The sequence below is a fragment of the Bradyrhizobium sp. USDA 3650 genome (assembly GCF_054057395.1).
Window position 1 is genome coordinate 3726525 of record NZ_JBSRZG010000001.1, and the last position, 26328, is coordinate 3752852.

A 26328-nucleotide genomic window follows, 5' to 3' on the forward strand; every position below is an offset into this window, starting at 1 on the left:
TACAGGGAAAATGAGATCGGGCGCGGCCAGTGCGCGCGCGCCCCGGGAGAAGCACGCTCGCCATGCTGCACGATTGGGGCGTGATCGCCGCCGCCTTCGGCTATATCGGCTTTCTGTTCCTGGTGGCGAGCCATGGCGACCGCCGCTCGCCGGCCGGGCGCGGCCGCGCCTCGGGGCTGATCTATCCGCTGTCGCTGGCGATCTACTGCACCTCCTGGACTTTCTTCGGCTCGGTCGGCTTCGCCACCCGCACCTCCACCGACTTCCTCGCGATCTATGTCGGCCCGATCCTGATGATCGGGTTAGGGGCCGGCGTCCTCCGCCGCGTGATCCAGCTCGCGAAGGCCCACAACATCACCTCGATCGCCGACTTCATCGGCGCGCGCTACGGCAAGAGCCAGGCGGTTGCGGCAACCGTCGCGCTGATCGCGATCATCGGCTCGGTGCCGTACATCGCGCTGCAGCTCAAGGCGGTCGCCTCCTCGCTCGAAACCATCCTGAGCGAGGACCAGGCCTTCTCCCACATCCCGATCGTCGGCGACGTGGCGCTGATGGTCACGCTGGCAATGGCGGCCTTCGCAGTGCTGTTCGGCACGCGGCAGACGGATGCCACCGAACACCAGCACGGCCTGATGCTGGCGGTCGCGACCGAATCCATCATCAAGCTGGTCGCCTTCCTCGCCGCGGGCATCTTCGTCACGTTCTGGATGTTCTCGCCGCACGAACTGATCGAGCGCGCGATGAAGACGCCGGAGGCGGTGCGCGTCATCAACTATTCGCCGTCGATCGGCAACTTCCTGACCATGACGCTGCTGTCGCTGTGCGCGATCATGCTGCTGCCGCGCCAGTTCCACGTCAGCGTCGTCGAGAATTCCTCGGACGCCGAGGTCGGCCGCGCGCGCTGGCTGTTCCCGCTCTATCTCGTCGCCATCAATCTGTTCGTGATCCCGATCGCGTTCGCCGGCCTCGTCAGCTTCCCGTTCGGCGCCGCCGATCCTGACATGTACGTGCTGGCGCTGCCGATGGAAGGCGGCGCGGATCTGCTCAGCGTCGCCGTCTTCGTCGGCGGGCTGTCGGCGGCGACCGCGATGGTGATCGTCGAATGCGTCGCGCTCTCCATCATGGTTTCGAACGACCTCGTGGTGCCCCTGGTGCTGCAACGACGGCCCGAGGGGCGCACCGGCGGCGCCGATTTCAGCGACTTCCTGTTGCGCTCGCGCCGGCTCGCGATCTTCGCCATCATGGTGATGGCCTATTTCTACTACCGCGCGCTCGGCAACACCCAGCTCGCGGCGATCGGGCTGCTGTCTTTTGCCGCCATCGCCCAGCTTGCACCAAGCTTCTTCGGCGGATTGCTGTGGCGGCGCGCGACCGCGCGCGGCGCGATCGGCGGCATGCTGGTCGGCTTCGCGGTGTGGCTCTACACGCTGTTCATCCCGAGCTTCATGGATACGTCGACGGCGGGCATCCTGCTGCTCCAGCACGGCCCGTTCGGGATCGAGGCGTTGCGGCCGCAGGCGCTGTTCGGCGCCGATTTGCCGCCGCTGATGCACGGCGTGGTCTGGTCGCTGTCGCTCAACATCCTCACCTACGTGCTGTTGTCGCTGGCGCGCCGGCCGTCTTCGATCGAGCTGGTGCAGGCCGATCTGTTCGTCCCCAACACCCTCGCGCCGATCTCCCCGAACTTCCGGCGCTGGCGCACCACCGTCACGGTGCAGGACATCCAGACCACGGTGGCGCAATATCTCGGGCCCGACCGGGCGCGGCATTCGTTCGAGGCCTTCTCCGCGCGGCGCAATGTGCGGCTGGAGTCCGGGGCACCGGCCGATTTCGAGCTGCTGCAGCACGCCGAGCACCTGATTGCCTCCTCGATCGGCGCGGCCTCCTCGCGTCTCGTGATGTCGCTGCTGCTGCGCAAACGGACGGTGTCAGCGAAGGCTGCGCTCAAGCTGCTCGACGATTCCCATGCGGCGCTGCATTTCAACCGCGAGATCCTCCAGACTGCGCTCAACCATGTGCGCCAGGGCATCGCGGTGTTCGATGCCGATCTGCAACTGATCTGCTCGAACCGGCAGTTCGGCGATCTCCTCAACGTTCCCCCGCATTTCATCCAGTTCGGCACGCCTTTGCGTGAAATCCTGGAATTCATGGGCGTGAGCGAGCCGGCCGATCCGATCGAGCGCGAGGCCATGCTGGAGCGCCGGCTGGTGGCTTACACCACCGACGGCGAGCCTTATCTCGAGCGCCTGCCCGACCGCCACATGGTGATCGAGATCTTGACCAACCGCATGCCCGGCGGCGGCTTCGTTATCACCTTCACCGACGTCACGCCCACGTTCGAGGCGGCCGAAGCGCTGGAGCGGGCCAATGCGACGCTGGAAAAGCGGGTGCGCGACCGCACCGAGGAGCTGACCCGGCTGAATTCCGAGCTGGCTCTGGCCAAGAGCGCGGCCGAAGACGCCAGCATCTCCAAGACGCGCTTTCTCGCCGCCGCCAGCCACGACATTCTCCAGCCGCTGAACGCGGCGCGGCTCTATGTCACGAGCCTGGTCGAGCGCCAGCACAGCGGCGAGGAGACGCGGCTGGTCGAGAACATCGACGAATCGCTCCAGGCGATCGAGGAGATCCTCGGCGCGCTGCTCGACATCTCCAGGCTCGACGCCGGCGCGATGACGACCTCGATCTCGAGCTTCAAGATGGCCGATCTGATGCGCTCGCTGGAGATCGAGTTCGCGCCGATCGCACGCGCCAAGAATCTGGCGCTCGTCTTCGTGCCATGCTCGCTGCCGGTCGAGTCGGATCGTCTGCTGCTGCGGCGGCTGCTCCAGAACCTGATCTCCAACGCGATCAAATATACCCCGCGCGGACGCGTGCTGGTCGGCTGCCGCCGCCGCGGCGCCTCGCTCAAGATCTGCGTCTACGACACCGGTGTCGGCATTCCGACGGTCAAGCGTAGCGAGATCTTCAAGGAATTCCACCGCCTCGAGCAGGGCGCGCGGATCGCCCGCGGCCTCGGCCTTGGCCTGTCGATCGTCGAGCGGTTGGCGCGCGTGCTCAAGCACGACATCGCCATCGATTCCAATGTCGGCGGCGGCTCGGTTTTTTCCGTGACGGTGCCGACGGCGAAGGCGATCACCCACACCGCGGCTGTGACCAGTGCGACGCCGCTCGCACGCACCTCGATCTCGGGGACCCTGATCGTCTGCATCGAGAACGACGCCGCGATCCTCGACGGCATGCGCACGCTGCTGAAGGCGTGGGACGCCGAGGTGATCGCGGTCGCCGATCCCGAGGGCGCGATCGCCGCGATCGAAGCCGCCGGCCGTCGCGTGACCGGCCTGCTGGTCGACTACCATCTCGACCGCGGCAACGGCATCGCCGCGATCCGCGACATCCGCCGCCGCTTCGGTGACGGCATTCCCGCGATCCTGATCACCGCCGACCGCAGCCCCGCCGTACAAATGGCGGCGCGCGACGAAAAGGTCGCGGTGCTCAACAAGCCGGTCAAGCCGGCTTCGCTCCGCGCCCTGCTCGGCCAATGGCGCACGCAGCAGATGGTGGCGGCGGAGTGAAACTCCGCGCTCAAGGCGCAAGCCTCGTAAACACGTAGTCGCGACTCTTCACACGAGCTTCGTGGCACGCGAAGCAGGTGCGATGCTGGGCCTCGTCGACCGGCTTGCCGTTCACAAAGCGACCAAATCCCCAGCCGCCGGTCGAGGCATATTTTTTGGAATCCTTAACCATCACCTGGACGGTGGTGGCCTCACCAGGAATCGTCGCCGACGAAAATTCGGGCGACTGTTTCCGCTTCCAGGCACGCTTCACCAGAATTGTGCCATCCGGGAACGGAAGCTTGCCGCCTTGATAGGCATCAATCGCGGTCCTGTTGCCGATGACGGCACGCAGCTCGTCCAAGGGAGCCGCCTCCTCGGCCGGCGCGATCAGCTCCCACCGCTTGTAGCCTTCCGGGACAGTGACGCCGAAGATCGGCGAGGCCTCCGCCGGGCCCTGCGCGAATGCGATCGTGACCAGATACGGCACGCAGGTCAGGACAACGACGAGGAGGAGCACGGCCAGCACGATCATCGCCGTAGAGGATGGAAATTTTGACTTCTCGGATTTCATTTTCGCTGATGCTTCATTGAACTGCGATCGCATGTCAGGCCTCGGTCCAGCCTTTCCGGCCCCTTGCCGGACCGAGGTGCTGCCAAAATCCTCAGGCGCCGCCGTCGGCGTCGATGACGGCCTTGGCAAAGGCTTGCGGTGCTTCCTGCGGCAGATTGTGGCCGATGCCGCCGGTAATCAGGCGATAGTCGTAGCGGCCCGAGAACTTCTTGGCGTAGGCGCTTGGATCGGGATGCGGCGCGCCGTTGGCGTCGCCTTCCATCGTGATGGTTGGGACGCTGATCACCGGAGCTGCCGCAAGCTTCCTTTCGAGCTCCTCGTATTTGACTTCGCCCTGGGCGAGCCCGAGCCGCCAGCGGTAATTGTGGATGGTGATCGCGACGTGATCCTTGTTGTCCAGCGCCGCCGCGCTGCGGTCGAAGGTGGCGTCGTCGAACTTCCACTGCGGCGAAGCCAGCTTCCAGATCAGTTTTGCGAAATCATGCGTATACTTCTCGTATCCGGCGCGGCCGCGCTCGGTCGAGAAGTAGAACTGGTACCACCATAGCAGCTCGGCCGACGGCGGCAGCGGCGCATTGCCTGCAGCCTGGCTGGAGATCAGATAGCCGCTGACCGAGACCAGCGCGCGGCAGCGCTCCGGCCACAGCGCGGCGACGATGTCGGCGGTGCGCGCGCCCCAATCGAAACCGGCGACCACCGCCTTCTTGATGTCGAGCTTGTCCATCAGCGCGATGATGTCGGCGGCCATTGCTGCCGGCTCGCCATTGCGCGGCGTCTCGGCGGAGAGAAAATGCGTCGAACCGTAGCCGCGCAGGTAAGGGATGATGACGCGATAACCGGCCTTTGCCAGGATCGGCGCGACGTCGACGAACGCGTGAATGTCGTAGGGCCAGCCGTGCAGCAGGATCGCGACGGGGCCGTTCGCAGGACCCGCCTCCGCGTAGCCGACGCTGAGGACGCCGGCATCGATCTGCTTGATCGCGCCGAACGACGCATTCGTTGCGACGGAGCGCGGCGCTTCCGATTCGGCGCGGGCGAGGCCGATCACGCCAAGGCCGGCGGCGACGGTTCCCGCGGCGATACCGAAAAACTGGCGGCGGTGCTGATCGATGATCTGTTTCATGTTGTTGCTACCTTGTTGATGGTTTGAGGTGGTGACGTCAGATCAGCGCGAGAGTGACGTCGATGTTGCCGCGGACGGCCTTGGAATAGGGACAGTTCTGATGCGCCTCATCGACGATCCCGCGCGCGATCTCGCGATCGAGCCCAGGCAGGCTGACATCGAGGCGAGCCCTGAGCGAATAGGCGCCCTCGTCGAGCACGAGGTCGATCTCCGCATCGATCGCGCATTTCCTGGGGAGCTCGATCTTCCGCTTGCGGGCTGCGATCTCCATCGCGCCCTCGAAGCAGGCCGACCAGCCGGCCGCGAACAATTGCTCGGGATTGGTGCCGATGCCGGTGCCGCCCGGCGGCGACAGCTTGACATCCAGGCGCCCGTCGGAACTGCGCGATATCCCGTCCTGTCGCCCGCCGCTGGTGCGGGTCCGGGCTGTGTAAAGCAACTTTGCCGCTTGGGTCATGAAGGTCTCCTTGCCGTCGCACAACTGACTAGCAGCGGCTGCCGCGACACACCCGTTGGGAGTTGTGAGAAGTTGTGAGGTCTCGGCGCGCGGGCCTCACGGGGGGCCTGCATTCGCGGTCTGATCGCGGAGGGACGGCCTTGCCGGATTGCGATCATCTGGCTATCCGGTGCGCTCGAAAGGATCAGGATTCCGCCATGACCGAGCCGGCCGTTACCGCAACGGGAACCCTCTCGTTTGGGCCATTCACTGTGACGCCGCATGAAAGACTCGTGACGCGCGACGGCGTCGCGCTGCCGCTCGGTGCAAAGGCCTTCGACACGCTGCTCGCACTGATGTCGCGGCCGAACCAGGTCGTCAGCAAGTATGATCTGATGGCGCTGGTGTGGCCCGGCATGACGGTTGAGGACGCCAATCTGCGCTTTCACGTGGCGGCGCTTCGTAAGGTCCTTGGCGACGGCAAGGACGGTGCTCGCTACATCACCACACTCTCCGGCCGCGGCTATTGCTTCGTGGCGCCGATCTCGCAGGCGAGTATCCCGGCAGAGCGGCGCACCGCATCGCGAACGGAATTGCCGCCCGTCAAACTGCCGAACCGGCTGCAACGGATGGTCGGGCGCGACGATGCGGTCGCCGCTGTCTCCGACAGGCTCATCGGCTCGCGCTTCGTCACGATCGCCGGCCCGGGCGGCGTCGGCAAGACCGCCATTGCGGTTGCGATTGCTCACGATCTGCTCGCGACATTTTCCGACGCCGCACATTTCGTCGATCTTGCCGCGCTGAGCGATCCCGATCTCGTGATCACCTCGATCCTGCTGATGCTGGGCTTGCCGGCGCAAACCGACGACCCCCTGCCTGCGCTGCTCGCGCATCTCCGGGACAAGCGGATGCTGCTGATCCTCGACAATTGCGAACACGTCATCGCAGCCGCAGCCCCGCTGGCCGCCGAGATCTTCCACGCCGCACCGAATATCTACGTTCTGGCGACGAGCCGCGAAGCCCTGCGGGTCGAGGGCGAGCAGGTCTATCGGCTGGCGCCGCTTGCCGTTCCGCCCGACAATCCCGGGCTGACGGCGGCCGCAGCGCAGACTTATCCCGCGCTTCAACTCTTCCTTGAACGTGCCACGGCCGGCGGCGCGCAGATCGCGCTCGATGATGCCAATGCAGCGATCGTCGCCGGGATCTGCCGCAAGCTCGACGGCATGGCGCTGGCAATCGAACTCGCCGCCGGCCGGGTGGAAGCCTACGGCCTGGAGCAGACCGCGGCCATGCTCGACGAGCGCCTCAATCTGCTCTGGCAGGGCCAGCGCACGGCGCCGCCGCGACAGAAGACATTGCAGGCGACGCTGGCCTGGAGCTACGGTCTCTTGTCCGACATCGAGCGCCTGGTGCTGCGCCGGCTCGCGGTTTTCGCCGGTCACTTCACTATCGACGCCGCACTCGAGATCGTGCCGGACGAACGCGTCGACCGCTCCCGCCTGTTCGACGCCATCGACGGCCTGGTGGCCAAATCGATGGTCGCGGCGCGGCCGATTGGCGCCATGATGCGTTACCGTCTGCTCGACACGACGCGCGCCTATCTGCTCGAGATCGAACCTGATGACGCGGCGCTCGCCGCCCGCCACGCGACCTATTACCGGCAATGGCTGGAGCAGGCCGGCACGACATGGGCCACGGTGCCGAGCGCCGACGAGCGCGCGATCCACTTCTCCGCGCTTCACAACGTGCGCGCGGCGCTGGACTGGTGTTTTGGCACGGACGGCGATGCCAGCATCGGCATTGCACTTGCCGCAGCTGCGGCGCCAATTTTTCTCGCGATGTCGTTGCTGGTCGAGTGCCGGCGCTGGTCTGAACGGGCGCTGCTTGCGATCGATCCTTCCTCGCGCGGCGGCGCCGAGGAAATGCACATCCAGGCCGCGCTCGGACTGACTTTGATGTTCACGCGCGGCGGCAGCGAAGCGGCGCGTGCCGCGTTGAGCCGAAGCCTTGCGATCGCCGAGGCGCGCGGCGACGCACCGAACCAGCTCCAGCTGCTCGGGCGCATGCATATCTTCCACGAGCGGATGGGACAGTTCGACGCCGCGCTCGGCTATGCGCAGCAAAGCCTCACGGTCGCCGGGACGCTCGGCGATGCCGCCTCGCTCGCTCTCGCCCACTCGCTCCTCGGTGTCTCCTTGCATCTTGCCGGCGAGCATCGCGACGCGCTGACGATGCTGGAGACCGCCTGGCATGGGCCGGGCACGGAGCGAATCAGCACCGTCTATGGTTTCGATCACCGCAACCGGGCCGGCATCTCGCTCGCGCGCGAGTTCTGGTTGCAGGGCCGCCCCGCGGATGCGCTGCAACTGGCCCGGCAGACGGTCGTCGAGGCCGCGCAGATGGACCATCCGATCACGCTCTGCATTGCGTTGATCTGGGCGGTCTCGATCGATCTCTGGAACGGAGACCTCAATGCCGCGGAAGAGAACATCGACCGCTTCATCGCCCATGCCGAATGGCGCTCCATGGGCCCCTATCTTGCGGTCGGCCGCGGCGTCAAAGGCGAACTGGCGATCCGGCGCGGCGATGCCGCGGATGGCGTCGAGACGATCGGGGCGTGTCTGCGTGAGCTCCACGATGCCGGTTACGAGCTGCTCACCACGACGTTCAACATCGCGCTTGTTCAGGGCTTGATGGCGCTTGGGCAGATCGAGCGGAGTGCGGGGCTGATTGACGACGCGATCCGCACCGTCGAGCAAAGCGGCGATCATCTGTACATGCCCGAGCTGCTGCGCATGAAGGGAAGGGTTCTCCTGGCCGGGCCCCAGCCCGACGCTGATCAGGCAGAAGCCCACTTCGTCCAATCACTGGAATTGAGTCGTCACAAAGGCGCCAAGGCCTGGGAGCTGCGGGCCGCGATCGATCTCGCCGGTCTCCTTGCCGAACGCGGCCGGCGCGAGGAAGCGAAGCGGCGGCTTCAATTGGCGTATGAAGGCTTCGCCCAGGGTTCGGAGACAGCCGATATCAGGGCCGCCGACATGTTGTTGCAGACATTATAGGGCGGACTCCGTGCCTCTCGTGTCCCGGGCGCGCAGCAACGCTCTTGCGTTGCTGCGCAGAACCGGGACCCAGCCGCGACATGGCACAGTGCGGCGGAGATGGGCCCCAGCTCTGCAGCGCACCGTCGAAGGGATGCTGCGCTGCGTCCGGGGCATGAGAGTGGAGTCGGGCGTCCGTTCTCTCCACATCGTCATTGCGAGCGTAGCGAAGCAATCCAGAATCCCTCCGCGGCGGCAGACTGGATTGCTTCGCTGCGCTCGCAATGACGGAGTATGAGGCGGCAGCGGCACTCTTCCAGCTCGCATTCGATGCAGACACAGCTTCGCATCCTCGCGGCGCGTTTCGCCCGAGCTTTGCTTCGTCATTCCACCCTCAAAGCCAAGAGGGCGCAGGGAAGGCCGGGTGCCGGCTGGCACCCGCGGTCCGCTGCGCGAAAAGCACACGCAGGAAAACCGCACAGCAGCATACAGGTGTAGCCAATCACTCGGCCTTCCCTGCGCGATGGTTGGACGGCTTATGCCGTGCTCTCCCGGGAGCCGAGTTCCTGCTGGCCTCCCTCACTCTCACAGAAGTCGCCGACACTGCGCCGGTTGGCGCAGATGCCGCATCCGCAAGAGCTTGACCGTAGCAACGACGGCCAGGACCACACGGTTTTGCCGTACGCACGGCCCGCCATTTCGCCGCAGTATTCCCAGCCCTGTCGACGGAGCCGGAAACTTACAGACGAGACGAAGCCTAGCAGCGCCGCTCGTCGGAACGAAGTTTTGGGCTCACGGAGAGCAATCCGCCCTGCCCGACTCCTCGCACCCGAACGCTGCCGCGTCCACCGCAAGCCCGGCTCGCGAACGTGACGACCACAAGATCGCCCCTCAAGGATGAGCCGGGATGGGCGAGACATACGCCAAAACCGAATTTCGGTAAAGTGGAATATTTTTGCGGCGGCGGATTGACAGGGGGCGACACAGGCGCGGTCCCGTAGCCCGGATGAGCGAAGCGATATCCGGGGTTTTTGCTAGCTAGCCGCACTCGCGGTCCCGGATGTCGCTTCGCTCATCCGGGCTACAGGCTGCAGGAGGCCCTCGCTCCATGCTCACCCCGTCGGGGTGCCCTGCTTCCATTGGCCGCCGGCGATCTTTGCGGCGGCGATCACGGCTTGGGTCCGGCTTTCGACGCCGAGCTTTTGCAGGATGGCCGAGACATGCGCCTTGATGGTGGCCTCGGAGACGCCGAGCTCATAGGCGATCTGCTTGTTGAGCAACCCCTCCGACAGCATCATCAGGACCCGGACCTGCTGCGGCGTCAGCGTCACCAGCCGGTCGCGCAGGCGCGTCATGTCGGGATCGGCGACGGCCGACAGATCGGTGTCGGCGGGAACCCAGACGTCGCCCTCCATCACCTTGAGGATGGCGTCGCGCAGGGTCTCGACGCCGAACCGCTTCGGAATGAAACCGGAAGCGCCGAAATCAAGCGAGCGGCGGATCGTGGCGCTGTCGTCGGAAGCGGAGACGATCACCACCGGGATCGCCGGATATTGCGCGCGCAGATAGATCAGGCCTGAAAAGCCGGAGATCCCGGGCATCGAGAGGTCGAGCAGGATCAGGTCGACGTCGGAGGTCTGTTCCAAAAGCTTGGTCAAATCCTCGAACGATCCAGCCTCGTCGATCTTGGCCGAGCTCAGGACGCCCGCCACCGCCTGCCGCAGCGCGGCGCGGAACAATGGATGGTCATCGGCAATGACGAGATGGGTCGAGGGAGCGTTCATCGTTCTCTTGCTGGCGGTCGCACCGGGCCAGTAAGCCGGCGCCGGGCCTCGGTCAATTGTTTCCCGACCAGCCGTGGCATGCAAGCGGACATTATCCCTTTGCGGCAACGGGGTTAATCCACAGGCCGGCACTATGTTGCCGAATGGACCGCCCGCGACGTCAGGTGCGCGTCAGTGCGAAAGGCCGAAAGTCGTATTGGGGCGGGTTTCACGCCAATGTTACCTTGGGGGCAAGGCTTGGGTTGATCCGGCATGACCGAACATCCAAGGCGCGAGGAAACGATTTTTCGGGGAGCGACTCAACATGTCGACAATGGCTGTGTCTCAAGCAGGCGCGGGAGGGATGACGAAGGACGAACGGTTCGTCATTCTCGCCTCCTCGCTCGGTACCGTCTTCGAGTGGTACGACTTCTATCTCTACGGTTCGCTGGCCGGCATCATCGGCGCGCAGTTCTTCTCGGCCTATCCGCCGGCAACCCGCGACATCTTCGCGCTGCTGGCCTTCGCGGCGGGCTTCCTGGTGCGCCCGTTCGGCGCGATCGTGTTCGGCCGTGTCGGCGACATCGTCGGCCGCAAATATACCTTCCTCGTCACCATCCTGATCATGGGTCTGTCGACCTTCATCGTCGGCCTGCTGCCCAATGCGGCGACCATCGGCATCGCGGCCCCGATCATCCTGATCGCGCTGCGTCTCGCCCAGGGCCTGGCGCTCGGCGGTGAGTATGGCGGTGCGGCGACCTACGTCGCGGAGCATGCTCCGAACGGCAAGCGCGGCTACTACACCTCCTTCATCCAGACCACGGCGACGCTCGGCCTGTTTCTGTCGCTGCTGGTGATCCTGTTCACGCGCTCCGCGCTCGGCGAACCCGACTTCGCGGCCTGGGGCTGGCGCATTCCGTTCCTGGTCTCCGTGCTGCTGCTCGGCGTCTCGGTCTGGATCCGGCTTCGCCTCAACGAATCCCCGATCTTCCAGAAGATGAAGGACGAGGGGAAGAGCTCGAAGGCCCCGCTGACGGAAGCCTTCGGCAACTGGCAGAACGGCAAGCTCGTGCTGCTGGCGCTGCTTGGCGGCGTGATGGGCCAGGGCGTGGTCTGGTACACCGGCCAGTTCTACGCGCTGTTCTTCCTGCAATCGATCCTCAAGGTCGACGGCTACACTGCCAACCTGCTGATCGCCTGGTCGCTCCTGCTCGGGACCGGCTTCTTCATCGTGTTCGGCATGCTCTCCGACAGGATCGGCCGCAAGCCGATCATCCTCGGCGGCTGCCTGATCGCGGCGCTGACCTTCTTCCCGATCTTCAAGATGATCACCACCAACGCCAACCCGGCGCTGGAAAAAGCGATCGAGACGGTCAAGGTCGACGTGGTGGCGGATCCCACGGGTTGCGGCGACCTGTTCAACCCGGTCGGCACCCGCGTCTTCACCTCGCCTTGCGACACCGCACGTGCCTATCTGTCGCAGTCGTCGGTCAAGTACTCGACCACGCCGGGTGCGGCAGGCTCCGGCGTGAAGGTGATGGTCAACGGCAAGGAAGTTGCCTACGCCAACGCCAAGGACGGCAACCCGGCAGTCCTCGCCGCCGTGCAGGGAGCCGGCTATCCGAAGCCCGGCGATGCGGGCATCGTGAAGATGGCGCACCCGTTCGACATCTTCCGTCCGCAGGTGGCCGCGGTCGTCGGACTGCTGTTCGTCCTGGTGCTCTTCGTCACCATGGTGTACGGCCCGATCGCCGCGATGCTGGTCGAACTGTTCCCGACCCGCATCCGCTACACCTCGATGTCGCTGCCCTACCACATCGGTAACGGCTGGTTCGGCGGCCTGCTGCCGGCGACCGCCTTCGCCATCGTGGCCTCGACGGGCGATATCTATGCGGGCCTCTGGTATCCGGTCATCTTCGCGTCGATTACCGTCGTGATCGGCTTGTTCTTCCTGCCGGAGACCAAGGACGTCGATATCAAGTCGACCTGATCGACGCACCGATCGACAACACCAACCGGCCGCGGTCTCCGCGGCCGGTTTTGTTTTGGCCCTACTGATTGCTGCCGATGAATTGCAGCACGATTTCGCGCCGATGCGGGCGGGTGCGATGCTCGATCAGATAGATCGCCTGCCAGGTGCCCAGCGCAAGCGCGCCACCCAGGACCGGTATCTGCAACGAGGTCCCTGTCAGCATGGTTTTGATGTGCGCCGGCATATCGTCCGGCCCTTCGGTGTCGTGAGTCCAGCCTGCATCTTCATCGTCCGGCGCGAGCCGCGCCAGCACCGTCGTGAGATCGACGAGCACGGAAGGATCGGCATTCTCCTGGATGGTCAGCGATGCCGAGGTATGACGGACGAACAACGTCAGCGCGCCGTCCCGCGCATGAACGTCGGCGATGAACCGCGCCGCCTCGGCGGTGAGGTCGATGAAGCCGCGCCCCGGCGTCTGCACCGTCAGCAGCGACGACGCGATGGTGGTGGCCAGCCCTGACGACGGCTCCGAGCGCGAGATGGATTTGGCTGATGTCATGAGGGTCTCGCCTGATCGAAAGCTGCCGTAGGGTGGGCAAAGCGAAGCGTGCCCACCCTTCGCTCTGCGTGTTGGATAGATGGTGGGCACGGCGTCGCGCCTTTGCCCACCCTACCGGATCTCGCCATGCGCTAAATCTTCCCCGACACGTCCTTCTGCACGCGGTTGGCCATGTCGATCAGCCGGCGCCAGGCCTTTTCCAGGAACGACATCACGCGATCGACGTCCTGGTCGCTCGGCAGCGGGATCTCGATCCTGCGCTCGCCCTCGGCGGCCTTTGGGTCTCGTGCTTGCGGCTCCGCCTTCTTGAGCGGATCGGTTTTCGGCAGCGCCTCGTCGATCTTGCCTGACACGGTCGGCCCCGCCGCAAGCCGTCCCTTCAGCGTCTCGACTTCGGCCTGGAGCCTGCCGATCTCGGCATCGAGCGCGGTACGTTCATCGGGCACCGCGTAGCAGGCCCAGCCGCCGCCGCTGCGGGTGCAGGTCGACACGGTGCCGGTGCGGCTGTCGAGCCGCAGCACGCCCTCGGGGATCGGGGTCATGCTGTAACGGCCGTTTTCGCTGTCGGGCGCGGATTGCGCGGCAAGGCCGCCGGCGCTGACCGCCATCACCGCCGCGAACGCCGCCGCCGCGAGCCACGATGCTGTGCATGATGCTGTAGATGAATTCGCTGGTCTCATCGCGTTCTCCGCCACGACGGGCCGGTAGCACGTCCAAAGATGGCGCTCATCAAGATGGCACTCATAAGAGTGGCACTCATAAGAGTGGCACTTCTTGCAAATTCTACACCCCGGCGAGGCGATCCGCCGCTCAAAACGCGCCTCTGACATGAACGATCACGGCGCCCCCTTTGATCCCAGCAGCCGGGCGAAATGGCGACTGCGTCCGCCGATCCAGCGGAGACCTGCTGCGGTGCGGCGTCACGCTGTGTGCAGCGCTGCCGCTCGCGCCGATATTGTCAAACAAATCAAATACATAAATGGAATGGACACAATCGTGACTTGGCTTGACTTGATTATGGGCCATCAGTATGGTCCGCGCGGCTTTTGAGGGTGGCGGGCGTAATTTCCATTCAGCCGCGGCGTTTCGGGTCTTCGTTGCATGACACAGGGCACGGGACACGGCGAGAATGGAGATCGCGATAGATCGCCCGAGGAAGCTGCGCTTTCCGATCGGCTCGGAAATCTTGATCAGCGGTTGTCCGAATTTCGCGGCCGCCACGTCAAGACCGAGCAACCCGCAGGTGACGGTGAGGACAGAGCGGCCAGAGCCTCGGCGATGGCGCTTGGTTTCCGGTTATCCTCCGAGTTGGTCGCCGGGGTCGTTGTCGGAGCGGGGATTGGCTGGGGTTTCGACCGCTTGCTGTCGACGTCGCCTTTCGGATTTATCGTGTTCCTGCTGCTGGGCTTCGTCGCCGGCGTGGTGAATGTGGTGAGAACGGCAGGCGCGGGTCAAAACAGGCGCGGTGGTTCTTAAGCGATCCACACCAGGAGAGGAATGATCGTGCCGGCTCGCGCCGGTACGGGCCGGGCCCGACCGGCAGACCGAGACCCGCCGGCATCGCCCGGCAGACCAAGAGATGCCGCGCTGATGAAAATCGATCCGATCCACCAGTTCAACATCGAGCCTCTCTTCACCCTGGGCCATATCGGCAACCACACGATCGCCTTCACCAATTCGTCGCTCTACATGCTGGTGGCGGTCGCGATCATCTCGATCCTGATGCTCGCCAGCGGCACGCAGCTGGTTCCCGGGCGCCTGCAATCGGTCGCCGAAATCTCCTACGAGTTCGTGGCCTCGACCATCCGCTCGACGGCCGGCGCGGAAGGCATGAAGTTCTTCCCGCTGATCTTCTCGCTGTTCATGTTCATCTGCGTTTCGAACCTGGTCGGCATCATCCCCTACACCTTCACGATCTCGAGCCATCTGATCGTCACCGCAGCACTCGCGCTGCTGGTCTTCTTCACGGTCCTGATCTACGGCATTGCCAAGAACGGCCTGAAATTCTTCTCGATCTTCGTGCCGCACGGCGTCCCCGGCTACATCCTGCCGCTGGTGATGTTCATCGAGATCCTGTCGTTCTTCCTGCGGCCGGTCTCCCACAGCGTCCGTCTGTTCGCCAACATGCTGGCCGGCCACATCGCGCTGAAGGTGTTCGCGGGCTTCGTCGCCATGCTCGGCTTCTCGCTCGGCGCCCTTGGCTGGGTCGGCGGCGTGCTGCCGCTGGCGCTCACGGTCGCGCTGTACGCTCTCGAAATTCTGGTCGCGTTCCTGCAAGCCTATGTGTTTGCGATCCTGACCTGCATCTACCTCAACGACGCCATTCATCCGGGACACTGAGCGGTCCGGGGAATTTCCACCCAAAACCCAATCTTTCTTCCAAGGAGTCTAAAATGGATCCGGCAGCAGCAAAACTTATCGGCGCGGGCATCGCATGCATCGGCATGGGCGGCGCGGGCGTCGGCGTCGGCGTGATCTTCGGCAACTACCTCGCCGCAGCCGTTCGCAACCCCTCGGCCGCTCAGGGCCAGTTCGGCAATCTGATCTTCGGCTTCGCCGTGACCGAAGCGCTCGGCATTTTCTCGCTGCTGATCGCGCTGCTGCTGCTGTTCGTTCCGCTCTGAGAACGATTTCTCGCGCCGCTTCGACCGAAGCGACGCGCATGGCTGCAACAGGAGTAATCCATGGCTGAAAGTCATGGCGGGGCGAAAAGTCCGGCGGCGGGCGCCCACACCGGGGCCGAAGGCGGTCACGGTGGCGGTTTTCCGCCGTTCGAGAGCGGCACCTATGCTTCGCAGCTGGTGTCGCTCGCGATCTTCTTCGTCGCGCTTTACGTGATCGTGTCCAAGCTCGCTCTGCCGCGCGTCGGCGGTGCGATCGAGGCGCGCCAGAACAAGATCGAGGGCGACCTCGCCGAAGCGCAGAAGCTGAAGGACCAGTCCGAAGCGGCGCTGAAGGCCTATGAAAGCGAGCTTGCTTCGGCACGCTCGCGCGCGCAGGCCATCGGCAACGAGTCCCGCGACAAGGCGAATGCGCAGGCGGACGCCGAGCGCAAGGCGCTGGAAGAGCAACTGGCGGCCAAGCTCGCCGAGGCGGAGAAGACCATCGCCTCGACCCGTGCGACCGCCATGAGCAACGTCCGCGGCATCGCGGCCGATGCGGCAGGCACCATCGTGCAGCAGCTCACCGGCGTGGTTCCGGACGCGGCGTTGGTGAATGCCGCCGTTGATGCGTCCTTGAAGGGTTAATCGGTATGTTCTTCGATCCTGAAACCTGGGTCGCCATCGCCTTCGTGATCCTGATGGTCGTGTTCGGCTATCTCGGGGTCTTCAAGAAGGCCATGACTGCGCTCGACCATCGCGCCGATCGCATCAAGGCCGAGCTCGACGACGCGACGCGCCTCAAGCAGGAAGCCGCCAAGGTGCTCGCCGACTACAAGGCGCGCACCGCCTCGGCCGAACGCGAGGCCGCCGACATCATCGCGAACGCGAAGAGCGAAGCCGAGCGCATCGCAATCGAGGCCAAGGCCAAGGTGGAAGATTTCGTCGCTCGCCGTACCAAGACCGCGGAGGGCAAGATCGCGCTCGCCGAGGCCCAGGCGGTCGCCGATGTGCGCGCCGCAGCCGCAGAGGCCGCCGTCCAGGCCGCCTCCACGATCCTGTCGCAGTCGGTCAGGGGCCAGGTCGCCGACGATCTGCTCGCCAAGGGCATCACCGAAGTCAGGCAGAAGCTGAACTGAGGGGCTTCGCCTTCACCAATCAAAAAAGCCGGCGCGATGAGCGCCGGCTTTTTTGATTGGTAGTTTGCGTTCTCGTCGTCATGGCCGGGTTTGTCCCGGCCATGACGGTCACTTGCAAAATCATTGGTTACTTCTTCTTCGCCCGCGCCTTCGGCTCGGGTGACAGCGCCTGCGGATCGAAGCCGACATAGAAGATGTAGCTATCGGCGTCCTTGGCCGAAGGCATCGGATAGACCAGATCCTCGGCCACGAAGGTGAAGGGGACGCTGCCGCCCTCCGACATTCCGACCGTGGTCCGGTAGGCCTTGGAAGCGATCACCTTCTCGCCGACGCCGCCCTGCACCACGGCGACGCGCAGCGGCACCTCGACGGTCGCAGGCGCGCCGGCGGGACCGGCAATGACGCGGCCCTGGATACCAATCCGGGCCGTGATATCGCCGCCATTGCGGGCGCATTCGCGCGCCATCTTGGTGATGGTGGCCTGGAAGCGGATCTCATTGCCGACGGCCGGCTTGCCGGTGGCACCGACCGCATACGTGGAGGCTCCGGCACGCACCGTGACCTGCGGGCAATCAAGATCGTCATCAGCCGCCGGCTGGCCCGGCGCAGGCGCCGGCTTGGGTTGGGCCGGCTCGTCCGACTTGCCGCCGAACAGGCCCTTGAATCGATCGGTCAGCGACTGCGCCGCAACCGGCGAGACGGAGACGAGCGCAACCGACAACGCCAGCGCGACCGCTGCCCCCCGCCGCAACGCATTCCGCGATGACCGAAGCTCCTGCACCCTCAACGCCCCATACTCCATGGCAACATCCCCGGCCGATCACCGGCCGGCTTGCGCCGTTATATCGTCAAAACCGGCGAACCCAAGGCAAGCATGATAAGGCAGCAAACAAGGAGACTTTGGCCGCTCAGCCGCGAAAATCCTCGTGCAGCAGGCCGAACAGCAAATGGTCCTGCCAGATCCCGTTGATGCAGAGATAGCGGCGCGCCAGCCCCTCGCGGGAGAAACCGCATTTCTCCAGCACCCGGATCGACGGCGCATTGGTCGGGATGCAGGCGGCCTCGACCCGGTGCAGATTGAGCTCGCCGAACAGCGTCGGCAGCAGCACCCGCAGCGCGGCCGTCATGTAGCCGCGCTGGGCGTGGGGCTTGCCGACCCAATAGCCAATGGTGCCGGCCTGGACGATGCCGCGGCGGACATTGGCGAGCGTGATGCCGCCGACCATGGCGCCGTCGAGCTCCCGGAAGATCAGAAAGGGATAGGACCGGTCTGCGACGATGTCCTCGGAATAGCGGCGCAGGCGACGGCGGAAACCGGAGCGCGTGAGATCGTCCGACGGCCAGATCGGCTCCCAGGGCGTCAGGTAATCGCGGCTGGACTCGCGCAGATGGGCCCACTGCAGGAAGTCCGACATCTGCGGCGCGCGGAGCAACAGGCCGTTGCCGCGCGGCGCGAGAGCGGCGGGTCCACTGGATGGCAGGCGAAAGAGGGCCATGGTGATGCTTCCCGGGGCGGATCAACCCGTGCGCGGCTCCTAATGCAGCCGCGCCTTGGCGCGTGCCCGGGTCAATCCTTCCGCAAAAGACACCGCCGTGTCCAGACCCCTGCCGCTGCCCAATGCGACAACCGCAGGGCGGCTGCGCGAAAGCAGCGCACGCGCCGCGTCTCGGGTGGATTCGACGCTGACGGCGTCGATCCGGGCCACCAGCTCCTCGGCGGTCTGGGGCCGGCCATAGGCCAGCACATGCCGGGCGAGCTGCTCGGCACGCGAGGAGCAGCTCTCCAGCGCCATCAGCAGCCCCGCCTTCATCTGCGCCTTGGCCCGCGCGATCTCGACCTCGGTCAGGGTCTCGACCGAATCATTCATGATGTCGACCACGACTTCCATCATCTCGGGCGCATCGGCCGGATCGGTGCCGGTGTAGAGGCCGAAGAAGCCGGTGTCGGTATAGGGGGCGTGGAACGAGTAGATCGAGTAACAGAGGCCGCGCTTCTCACGCACCTCCTGGAACAGCCGCGACGACATCCCGCCGCCGAGGATGTTGGTGAAGACCTGGAGCGAGAACAGCGACAGATCGGTCTGCGGCACGCCCTCCAGCGCCAGCGTCAGGTGCGCCTGCTCGAGCTCGCGATGCACCACCTTGGTGCCGCCCTTGCCGAACTGCGCGGGTTGCGGCTTGGGACCCGCCGTTCCCTCAAAACTGGCAAAGCGCTGCTCGACCTCGGCGACCACCTGCTTGTGATCGACCGCCCCGGCTGCCGCCACCACCATGTCCGGCCCGCGATAATGCGTCGACAGATAGTCGCGCAGCGAGTCGCGGCTGAAGGCACGCAAGGTCTTGGCGGTGCCGAGCAGCGAGCGGCCCATCGGCTGGTCGGGATAGCAGAGCTCGTTGAGGTGCTCGAACACGACGTCGTCAGGCGTGTCCTGCGCCGCGCCGATCTCCTGCACGATGACGTTCTTCTCGCGCTCGAGCTCGTCGGGCTCGAAGGCGGGATTGGCCAAGATGTCGGCGAGCACGTCGAGCGCGAGCGGCACGTCGGCCTTCAGCACCCGCGCATAATAGGACGTCGTCTCGGTCGAGGTGCCGGCGTTGAGGTCGCCGCCGACCGCCTCGATCTCCTCGACGATCTCGCGCGAGGAGCGCTTCGTCGTGCCCTTGAACGCCATATGTTCCAGGAGGTGCGAGATGCCGTGCTCGTTGGGCTTCTCGTCGCGCCCGCCGACGCCGACCCAGACGCCGAGCGCCGCGGTCTCGAGATGGGGCATCTTGTCGGTGACGACAGTCAGGCCGGACGCAAGCTTGGAAATCTCGACGCTCATCCGGCTACTCCCTGTTTCGCGGCGCGGCTGACCGACAGCACGAACCGCTCGACCTCGGCCTGGTCGTTCTTCATCACCTTCATGTGTTCGGATTTGGTCATCAGACCATCGAGCCAGGCCGGCAGTTGCGGCCGCTGGCCGCAGGCCGCTTCGACCGCATCGGGGAATTTGGCCGGATGGGCGGTGGACAGCACGATGCTGGGAACCGTCCTGTCCGTGGTGTCGCGGTCGGCGACCGCAAGCGCGACCGCGGTGTGGGGATCGACCAGCTCGCCCGCCTCGCGCCAGGCGGCGCGGATCGCGGCCGCGGTCTCGGTCTCGTCGGCCCGGCCTGCGTCGAACCCCTCGCGGATCGCGGCCAGCGTCGCATCGGGCAGGACGAAGCGGCCGGACTGCTTCAGCGAATCCATCAGACGGCGCACGCCGGCGGCATCGCGCCCGCCAGCCTCGAACAGCAGCCGCTCGAAATTCGAGGAGATCTGGATGTCCATCGACGGCGACGCCGTCGCGTGGACCTCGCGCACCTCATAGATCCCGGTCTTCAGCGTCCGCGCCAGGATATCGTTGACGTTGGCGGCGATGCCCAGGGTCCGCACCGGAAGACCCATGCGCTTGGCGACATAGCCGGCGAAGATGTCGCCGAAATTGCCGGTCGGCACGACGAAGTCCACCGCGCGCGCGGGTGCACCGGCGGCAACGGCGGAGGTGAAATAGTAGACCACTTGGGCGACGATCCGCGCCCAATTGATGGAATTGACGCCGGACAGCGACGTCGCATCGCGGAAGCGATGGTTGTTGAACATTGCCTTCACGAGGGCCTGGCAATCGTCGAAATTGCCCTCGACGGCGAGCGCATGGACGTTGGCCGCGCCCGTCGTCGTCATCATCCGCCGCTGCACCTCGGAGATGCGGCCATGCGGAAACAGCACGATGAGATCGACATTTTCGAGCCCTGCGAACGCGTCGACCGCAGCACCGCCGGTGTCGCCCGAGGTCGCGACCACGATGGTGGTGCGCTGGCCGCGCTTGGCGAGCACGTGGTCCATCAGCCGCGAGATCAGCTGCATCGCCACGTCCTTGAAAGCGAGCGTCGGACCGTGGAACAGCTCCAGCACGAACTGGTGCGGCGCCATCTGGCGCAGCGGCACCACCGCCGGATGGCGGAAAGTGGCGTAGGCCTCGTTCGCCATGCGGCCGAGCTCGGCGTCCGAGATCTCGCCGGCGACGAAGGGGCGGATCACCTCGACCGCGACCTCCCAATAGGGACGACCGAAGAAGCCGGCGATGGCGTCAGTCGAGAGTTGCGGCCAGGTGGCCGGCACATACAGGCCGCCGTCGCGGGCGAGCCCGGTCAGCATCACATCGCAGAAGCCGAGTTCGGGGGCCTCGCCCCGGGTCGAGATATAACGAGTCAAACTGCCCTCCAAAGGCCGGCCGAGCCTGGGCTCGATCCGCAAGCCTTTGATTTTACGAAATTACTTGTTAACAGCCAGAGGCTTTGGGCCACCATAAAGTGTTTTGCGGCATCAGGAAACCGCTTCGCGGCTGGGGCCATCCAAGGAAAAAAGGCTGCCAACGAAAAGGGCTGCGGCAATGCCGCAGCCCTCTCTTGGAAGGTCTGTCGTTGTGTGCAGACCGGTTTGGCCTCTTGGGGTCACCGACCCGCAAAAACTGTTCGCGCAAGCTTTCGTCGGCTGTCACGACATCGTCAAGGGACAAAACGGGATTGTGCGAGAAAATGTTCCTGTTTTTCCCGACCGGTTTCGGCTCGGACAAGCGTTCGCCAGCGGCCATGCGCCACGCATTGCCATTATATCCCAAGCGACCGGACGGTTCAGGAACGAACGACGGCTGCGCTCATTGTGTCGGCGGATGGTGTCGGCGCTATCCATGCATTGCCCGGCCGAGCGCCGAGACCGGTCCGCCCGCCGAACCGGCAGCATCCTGGAGCAGCCGGTTCGGCGCCCCGGGCGTCAGTTCATCCCGATTTCCACCGCGATCCGGATCAGGTCGGAATGGTTCTTGGCACCGAGCTTCTGCTTGAGCAGGGAGGTGGTGTTGGCGACGGTCTTGTAGGAGATACCGAGCGCCTCGGCGACCTCGACGATCTTGTCGCCTCGCCCCAGCAGGCGGAGAATCTCGAGCTCCCGCGGCGTCATCTGCGAGGCAGGATTGGCCTTGATCGCCGCGCCGGAAAACGTCACGGCTTCCGCGAGTTGCGGTGAGATGAAATTGTCGCCCGCAACCACCTTGCGCACCGCCTTGAGTAGGATCCGGGGATCGTCGCCCTTGGAGACGTAGCCCTGCGCGCCCAGCTCGACCGCCCGCACCACGAAGGCCGGATCGTCGTTCATGCTGAACATGATGATCTTGGCGTCGGGATCGTCCTTGCGAATGCGCCGCATCAGTTCAAAGCCGGAGACATCGGGCAGGCTGATGTCGATCACAGTGACGTCGGGCCGCTTGCTGACATAGGCGCGATGCCCGGATTTGGCGTCGGTTGCCTCGTCGATCCGGATCGAATGGTCGGAGGCGAACAGGGTGCGGCAACCGGACAGCACCACGGGATGGTCGTCGACAATCAGGACGCGGGTCGCCGGCTTGGCAGTATCTTGCATTGTAACTCTCTAGTTTTTCGACTCATAAACCGACGGGAACAAATGGAAAGAGCAAAATCCCCTGATGCGCGTTAGAATTGACCTAATGTGGCACCGGCTGTCCTTCAGTACACAATTGTTTCTGCCGCTCGGCCTGCTGTTCATGGCGGCGCTGATCATGGGTGGCGTCCTGCTGCACGTCTTCACGACCGGTCAGCTCGCCGAGGAGAACCTGCCGGCCCAACGATCGACCAAAGCCGTGGCCGAGGCCCTCAACAACGCTCTGCGTTCATCCGACCATCCGCGAAGAACGCTCGATGACTTCGTCCGGATGCTGGACGGGTCCTCGGATATTCAATTCCTTCCTGCAGGAGCGGTTGCTCCTCCCTTTGCGTCGAGAGGCCTGCAAGGTTCGCATGGCCCGCCAAAATGGTTTGTCGATCTCCTGTCCATTCCGGACTTGCACATTGCATTTCCCGTATCCGTCAATGGCGATCATTTCGGCGACATCGTGTTTGTCCCCGACCTGTCCGCAGCGCTGTTCGAGACCTGGGTAGGCTTCCTCGCCTTGGCCGGCTTCGTCGTCGGGCTCACGGGACTGACAGGGGTCGTCGCCTATGTGTTTGCGGGATCAGCCCTGCGCCCCCTCCAGGACCTTGGCGCAGGGCTCACGCGGCTACGGCGCGGCGACTACGCAACGCCGATCCCGGTTGGGGGACCGCCGGAAATCCGGCAAAGCTGTGAGGAGGCTAATGCGCTGGCCGAAACGCTGGTGCAATTGAGCCAGGACAATCGCGACCTGCTGCACCGCCTGGTGTCGCTTCAGGACGACGAGCGGCGCGATCTCGCGCGCGAACTGCACGACGAACTGGGTCCGCTGCTGTTCGGCATCCGCGTCGGCACGATCGCATTGGTCGATGCCTCGCCGCCGGCGGGAAATCTCGGCAGTTCGGCGCAGGAGGTACTGCAATCGGTGGAAGCGCTCCAGCAGACCAACCGCCGCATCCTCGACCGGTTGCGACCCCTCTACATCGAGGAATTGGGTCTGGAGACCAGCGTGCAGACACTGCTCCGGAATTTTCGCAAGCAGGCGCCATCTATTGACCTGACGGACACGATCGATCCGGATCTCAACGCGATCGACGGGCCGCTGGCTCAAACCGTCTATCGCGTGATCCAGGAGGCGCTGACCAACGTGCTGCGTCATGCCGGCGCCAGCAATGCCCATGTGCAGGCGACCTTCGCCGGCGAGACGCTCGTCATCGAGATTTCCGACGACGGCGGCGGCTTTCCCGAAGGGAATGTGTTCGGCCGCGGCCTGACCGGCATGCATGAGCGCGTGCGCGCACTCAGCGGATCGCTGTCACTGCTGCGCTTGGACGACAGAACCTATGTGCGCTGCCGCCTTCCCGCCGAACCGGCACGCGAGGCGCCGGTCACTGGCTAGCGTTTTCGGGAGGTGGATACCGGTTCGCGTGAAGAAAACGCGTCAAAGCAAGAATCTAGAGTCTCTAGCAAGCACAGCCAAGCTGCGCGTTCTGTCGCGCCGGTTCGCACAGCGTGGTGCGGATCTTGCCGTCCGGGCTGAAGCAAAACGAGGCGCGGATGCGCAGCGCGCCGGCGACGGAATATTCGAGATCGATACCGTGGGGCGCAGGATGGATTTCCTCCAGCCCGAAACCGGCCGACGAGAAAGCACTGAGCCGGGGCTGCCAATAGGCTTCGAGCTCGCTCCGGCCGCGATAGTGCTGCGTGCCGTTGCACGTGCATTCGACCTGGGCATCGTCCGCATAGAGGTCGAGAAGCGTCGCGAGGTCGCCCTTCCTGCAGGCATCCACCCAGTCCACGACAATTCCCATCTGGTCGAAATCGCTCACGCTGCAATCCTGTCTGCCGCGAAAAAACGATGGCGGCTTAGGACCACACTCGTGAATGTGCGCTGAATGGTAAACCCCGGGCGATACCGGGTTCCCTAGGTGGATCTACGGAGCTCAGCCCCGCCGCCGCCCTCTTGCCCACACGGCGAAGGCGATGAGCACGGCGCCTGCAAGCGTGAACCAGGTGATGGCGTATTGCAGGTGATCGTCCTTGAGATGCACGTCGAGCGGTCCCGGACGCGGAATGCCGTTCTCGGGCGCGGGCTGCTCGAGGTCGACATAGAACGGCGCAACCGCGCCCCAGCCCAGCGCGCTCGCGATCGCCACGTGATCGCGTACGAACCACAGCCGCTTGTCGCGGTTCTCCGCTGGAGTCAGCCAACCGGGCGCCTCGGGGAAGCGCAGATAACCGGTGAACGAGACCTCCTGCCCCGTGACGAGCTTCTTGACCGCGCGATCCTCGACGCTGCGATCCTGCATGGTGTTTTCGACGAAGCCCGCATCGATCACCACCGTCTCGCCGCTCGGCAGCCGCGCCGCCAGGAACGCCCAGGTGCCGGGGCTCGATGCGTCCTTGCGCACGGCGGAGCCGGGGGAATAGACCATCGCGTCGGGCAAGGGCGCATAGGTCGCGGTAAAGCTGACACGGCGGAATTCATCGCGCGCGGGACTTAACGCGGCCCATCGTGCCGGCGGCGGCAGAGGAATCGGTGCCTCCGCAAGGCGCTCGGTGAGTGCGGCGATCAGCTCGTGCTTGGCGATGCGTCGCTGCAATTGCCAGATACCGAGCACGATACAGACCGCGGTCAGGAATAGCGTGAACAGCGCGAAGCCGGCCACGCGGGGCTTGCGCGCGGTCTCGTTCATTTCGCGCGGTCGACCAGCCGGCCCGGCGCCGCCTTATGATGGAATTGCAGCGCGATCAGCAGCGACTTCATCGCGCGCAACGGCAGCAGGGTCGTCGCGAGGATCAGCGGCAGCCACAACACCGCGTGCAGCCAGTACGGCGGCTGGTACTTGACCTCGACGACGAGCGCGCAGCCGACCACGATCGCGCCGGCCAGCATGATGATGAAGATCGCCGGACCGTCACCGGAATCGATGAAGGCGTAGTCGAGGCCGCAACGCTCGCAGGACGGCGCTAACGTCAGGAAGCCCGCATAGAGCTTGCCCTGGCCACAGCGCGGGCATTTGCAGGCAAGCCCGCGCAGCGCGCTCTGCAGGACGGTGACTTGCGGCTCGGACGTATCGGTGGCTTCGTTCATGATGACAGGGTCTATCACAGTTTCTGCCGAAACCCTGCGCGCAGAAAGCAAAAGGGCGGCCCCGGGGCCGCCCTTTCTCGATCCGATGTCGGCCCGCTTAATGCGCGCCGTGGGCCATGGTCTCGGCGCCGTGTCCCCAGACATAGATGCAGAGGAACAGGAACAGCCAGACCACGTCGACGAAGTGCCAGTACCAGGCGGCGAACTCGAAGCCGAGATGCTGGGTCGGCGTGAAGTGGCCGGCATAGGCGCGGAACAGGCACACCAGCAGGAAGATGGTGCCGACCAGCACATGGAAACCGTGGAAGCCGGTCGCCATGAAGAAGGTCGCGCCGTAGACGTTGCCGCCGAAGGAGAAGGCCGCGTGGCCGTACTCATAGGCCTGCACGCAGGTGAAGAGCGCGCCGAGCACGACGGTGAGGATCAGGCCATATTTCAGGCCCTGGCGATCGTTCTCGAGCAGCGCATGGTGGGCCCAGGTCACCGTGGTGCCTGACGTGAGCAGGATCAGCGTGTTCAGGAGCGGAAGATGCCAGGGATCGAAGGTCTCGATGCCGTGCGGCGGCCAGGTGCCCGGCACGGCGCAGGCGCCGGCCGCGGTCCCGAGACCACAGCCGAACACCGCATCGCGAGTGGCGTGGACAGCGTCGGCCGGGAATAGCGCCGCGTTGAAATAGGCCCAGAACCAGGCGACGAAGAACATCACCTCCGAGGCGATGAACAGGATCATGCCGTAGCGGTGATGCAGCTGCACCACGCGGGTGTGATCACCCTTGTACTGGGCTTCCCTGATCACATCGCCCCACCAGCTCGCCATGGTGTAGAGCACACCGACGGTGCCGACACCGAAGATGATCGGCGCAGCCGAGAACATGTGGTGCATCCAGGTGATCGCGCCGACCGCCATGATGAAGGCGGAGATGGAGCCGACGACGGGCCATGGCGAGGGATCGACCAGATGGTAGTCGTGATGCTTGGTGTGCGCCGTTGCCATTTGCGGTCTCGCTCC

General features: G+C 65.0%; 24 protein-coding genes. 9 read left to right on the forward strand and 15 right to left on the reverse strand.

The genetic code is table 11. The annotated features are described in order from the left end of the window. Positions 1-62 precede the first annotated feature (62 nt). Entirely contained in the window at positions 63-3572 is a 3510-nt protein-coding gene (locus ACVIN2_RS17275; RefSeq protein ID WP_456766457.1) for a PAS domain-containing hybrid sensor histidine kinase/response regulator, read from the forward strand. Between the two features lie 10 nt (positions 3573-3582). Here ACVIN2_RS17275 and ACVIN2_RS17280 read toward each other — a convergent pair whose 3' ends face one another. The 3 genes from ACVIN2_RS17280 to ACVIN2_RS17290 form a co-directional block, all read right to left on the reverse strand. Continuing rightward, positions 3583-4086 (reverse strand): cytochrome P460 family protein, encoded by a 504-nt coding sequence (locus ACVIN2_RS17280; protein WP_456766458.1) that lies wholly within the window; start codon positions 4084-4086, stop codon positions 3583-3585. A gap of 130 nt (positions 4087-4216) precedes the next feature. Next, entirely contained in the window at positions 4217-5248 is a 1032-nt protein-coding gene (locus ACVIN2_RS17285; RefSeq protein WP_456766459.1) for an alpha/beta fold hydrolase, read from the reverse strand. A gap of 37 nt (positions 5249-5285) precedes the next feature. Continuing rightward, on the reverse strand, positions 5286-5705 hold the full coding sequence (locus ACVIN2_RS17290) for an organic hydroperoxide resistance protein (protein ID WP_456766460.1): 420 nt from the start codon (positions 5703-5705) through the stop codon (positions 5286-5288). Between the two features lie 197 nt (positions 5706-5902). On the opposite strand from ACVIN2_RS17290, the gene ACVIN2_RS17295 reads away from it, so the two are divergent. Then, a complete protein-coding gene (locus ACVIN2_RS17295; protein WP_456766461.1) occupies positions 5903-8743 on the forward strand; it encodes an ATP-binding protein in 2841 nt (946 codons plus the stop codon). A gap of 1091 nt (positions 8744-9834) precedes the next feature. Here ACVIN2_RS17295 and ACVIN2_RS17300 read toward each other — a convergent pair. Continuing rightward, positions 9835-10506 (reverse strand): response regulator, encoded by a 672-nt coding sequence (locus ACVIN2_RS17300; protein WP_027515287.1) that lies wholly within the window; start codon positions 10504-10506, stop codon positions 9835-9837. A 343-nt stretch (positions 10507-10849) separates the two neighbouring features. Between ACVIN2_RS17300 and ACVIN2_RS17305 the strand changes: the two genes are divergently transcribed. Then, positions 10850-12475, forward strand: coding sequence for an MFS transporter (locus ACVIN2_RS17305; RefSeq protein WP_456766462.1), 1626 nt, complete (start codon positions 10850-10852; stop codon positions 12473-12475). 61 nt (positions 12476-12536) lie between these two features. Here the strand turns inward: ACVIN2_RS17305 and ACVIN2_RS17310 are convergent, their stop codons facing one another. Both ACVIN2_RS17310 and ACVIN2_RS17315 read right to left on the reverse strand, forming a co-directional pair. Continuing rightward, positions 12537-13016: a secondary thiamine-phosphate synthase enzyme YjbQ gene (locus ACVIN2_RS17310; protein ID WP_456769742.1), complete on the reverse strand. Its 480-nt coding sequence runs from the start codon at positions 13014-13016 to the stop codon at positions 12537-12539. 131 nt (positions 13017-13147) lie between these two features. Next, positions 13148-13696 carry a hypothetical protein gene (locus tag ACVIN2_RS17315; protein ID WP_456766463.1) on the reverse strand — a complete coding sequence of 183 codons (549 nt, stop codon included), beginning with the start codon at positions 13694-13696 and terminating at the stop codon, positions 13148-13150. A 421-nt stretch (positions 13697-14117) separates the two neighbouring features. Here ACVIN2_RS17315 and ACVIN2_RS17320 point away from each other — a divergent pair, with 421 nt between their 5' ends. From ACVIN2_RS17320 to ACVIN2_RS17340, 5 genes are all read left to right on the forward strand, one after another. Further along, the gene (locus ACVIN2_RS17320; RefSeq protein ID WP_007599457.1) at positions 14118-14492 is read left to right on the forward strand and encodes an AtpZ/AtpI family protein; all 375 of its coding nucleotides are present in this window, start codon (positions 14118-14120) and stop codon (positions 14490-14492) included. A 114-nt stretch (positions 14493-14606) separates the two neighbouring features. Then, positions 14607-15356 (forward strand): F0F1 ATP synthase subunit A, encoded by a 750-nt coding sequence (locus tag ACVIN2_RS17325; protein WP_018459993.1) that lies wholly within the window; start codon positions 14607-14609, stop codon positions 15354-15356. A gap of 53 nt (positions 15357-15409) precedes the next feature. Then, positions 15410-15640 (forward strand): F0F1 ATP synthase subunit C, encoded by a 231-nt coding sequence (locus ACVIN2_RS17330; protein WP_007599451.1) that lies wholly within the window; start codon positions 15410-15412, stop codon positions 15638-15640. A gap of 60 nt (positions 15641-15700) precedes the next feature. Continuing rightward, positions 15701-16264 (forward strand): F0F1 ATP synthase subunit B family protein, encoded by a 564-nt coding sequence (locus ACVIN2_RS17335; protein ID WP_456766464.1) that lies wholly within the window; start codon positions 15701-15703, stop codon positions 16262-16264. A 5-nt stretch (positions 16265-16269) separates the two neighbouring features. Continuing rightward, entirely contained in the window at positions 16270-16755 is a 486-nt protein-coding gene (locus tag ACVIN2_RS17340; protein ID WP_027570043.1) for a F0F1 ATP synthase subunit B family protein, read from the forward strand. 127 nt (positions 16756-16882) lie between these two features. On the opposite strand, the gene ACVIN2_RS17345 is transcribed toward ACVIN2_RS17340, so the two are convergent. From ACVIN2_RS17345 to ACVIN2_RS17365, 5 genes are all read right to left on the reverse strand, one after another. Continuing rightward, on the reverse strand, positions 16883-17557 hold the full coding sequence (locus tag ACVIN2_RS17345) for a hypothetical protein (RefSeq protein ID WP_456766465.1): 675 nt from the start codon (positions 17555-17557) through the stop codon (positions 16883-16885). A gap of 106 nt (positions 17558-17663) precedes the next feature. Further along, positions 17664-18251 carry a GNAT family N-acetyltransferase gene (locus tag ACVIN2_RS17350; protein ID WP_456766466.1) on the reverse strand — a complete coding sequence of 196 codons (588 nt, stop codon included), beginning with the start codon at positions 18249-18251 and terminating at the stop codon, positions 17664-17666. Between the two features lie 39 nt (positions 18252-18290). Then, positions 18291-19580, reverse strand: coding sequence for a M16 family metallopeptidase (locus ACVIN2_RS17355; RefSeq protein ID WP_456766467.1), 1290 nt, complete (start codon positions 19578-19580; stop codon positions 18291-18293). Continuing rightward, positions 19577-20995 (reverse strand): threonine synthase, encoded by a 1419-nt coding sequence (gene thrC, locus ACVIN2_RS17360; protein WP_247283169.1) that lies wholly within the window; start codon positions 20993-20995, stop codon positions 19577-19579. Before thrC ends, ACVIN2_RS17355 begins: the two co-directional genes overlap by 4 nt. Before the next feature lie 558 nt (positions 20996-21553). Continuing rightward, positions 21554-22198 (reverse strand): response regulator transcription factor, encoded by a 645-nt coding sequence (locus ACVIN2_RS17365; protein WP_008541266.1) that lies wholly within the window; start codon positions 22196-22198, stop codon positions 21554-21556. Positions 22199-22283: 85 nt separating this feature from the next. On the opposite strand from ACVIN2_RS17365, the gene ACVIN2_RS17370 reads away from it, so the two are divergent. After that, positions 22284-23624: a histidine kinase gene (locus ACVIN2_RS17370; RefSeq protein WP_456769743.1), complete on the forward strand. Its 1341-nt coding sequence runs from the start codon at positions 22284-22286 to the stop codon at positions 23622-23624. Positions 23625-23688: 64 nt separating this feature from the next. Here the strand turns inward: ACVIN2_RS17370 and ACVIN2_RS17375 are convergent, their stop codons facing one another. The 4 genes from ACVIN2_RS17375 to ACVIN2_RS17390 all read right to left on the reverse strand — a co-directional run bounded on the left by ACVIN2_RS17375 (position 23689) and on the right by ACVIN2_RS17390 (position 26313). After that, positions 23689-24054, reverse strand: a complete 366-nt coding sequence (locus tag ACVIN2_RS17375; RefSeq protein ID WP_456766468.1) for a nuclear transport factor 2 family protein — start codon at positions 24052-24054, stop codon at positions 23689-23691. Between the two features lie 114 nt (positions 24055-24168). Continuing rightward, a complete protein-coding gene (locus tag ACVIN2_RS17380) occupies positions 24169-24921 on the reverse strand; it encodes an SURF1 family protein (protein WP_456766469.1) in 753 nt (250 codons plus the stop codon). Continuing rightward, on the reverse strand, positions 24918-25319 hold the full coding sequence (locus ACVIN2_RS17385; RefSeq protein ID WP_456766470.1) for a DUF983 domain-containing protein: 402 nt from the start codon (positions 25317-25319) through the stop codon (positions 24918-24920). Before ACVIN2_RS17385 ends, ACVIN2_RS17380 begins: the two co-directional genes overlap by 4 nt. Positions 25320-25416: 97 nt before the next feature. Then, on the reverse strand, positions 25417-26313 hold the full coding sequence (locus tag ACVIN2_RS17390) for a cytochrome c oxidase subunit 3 (protein WP_456766471.1): 897 nt from the start codon (positions 26311-26313) through the stop codon (positions 25417-25419). Positions 26314-26328 lie beyond the last annotated feature (15 nt).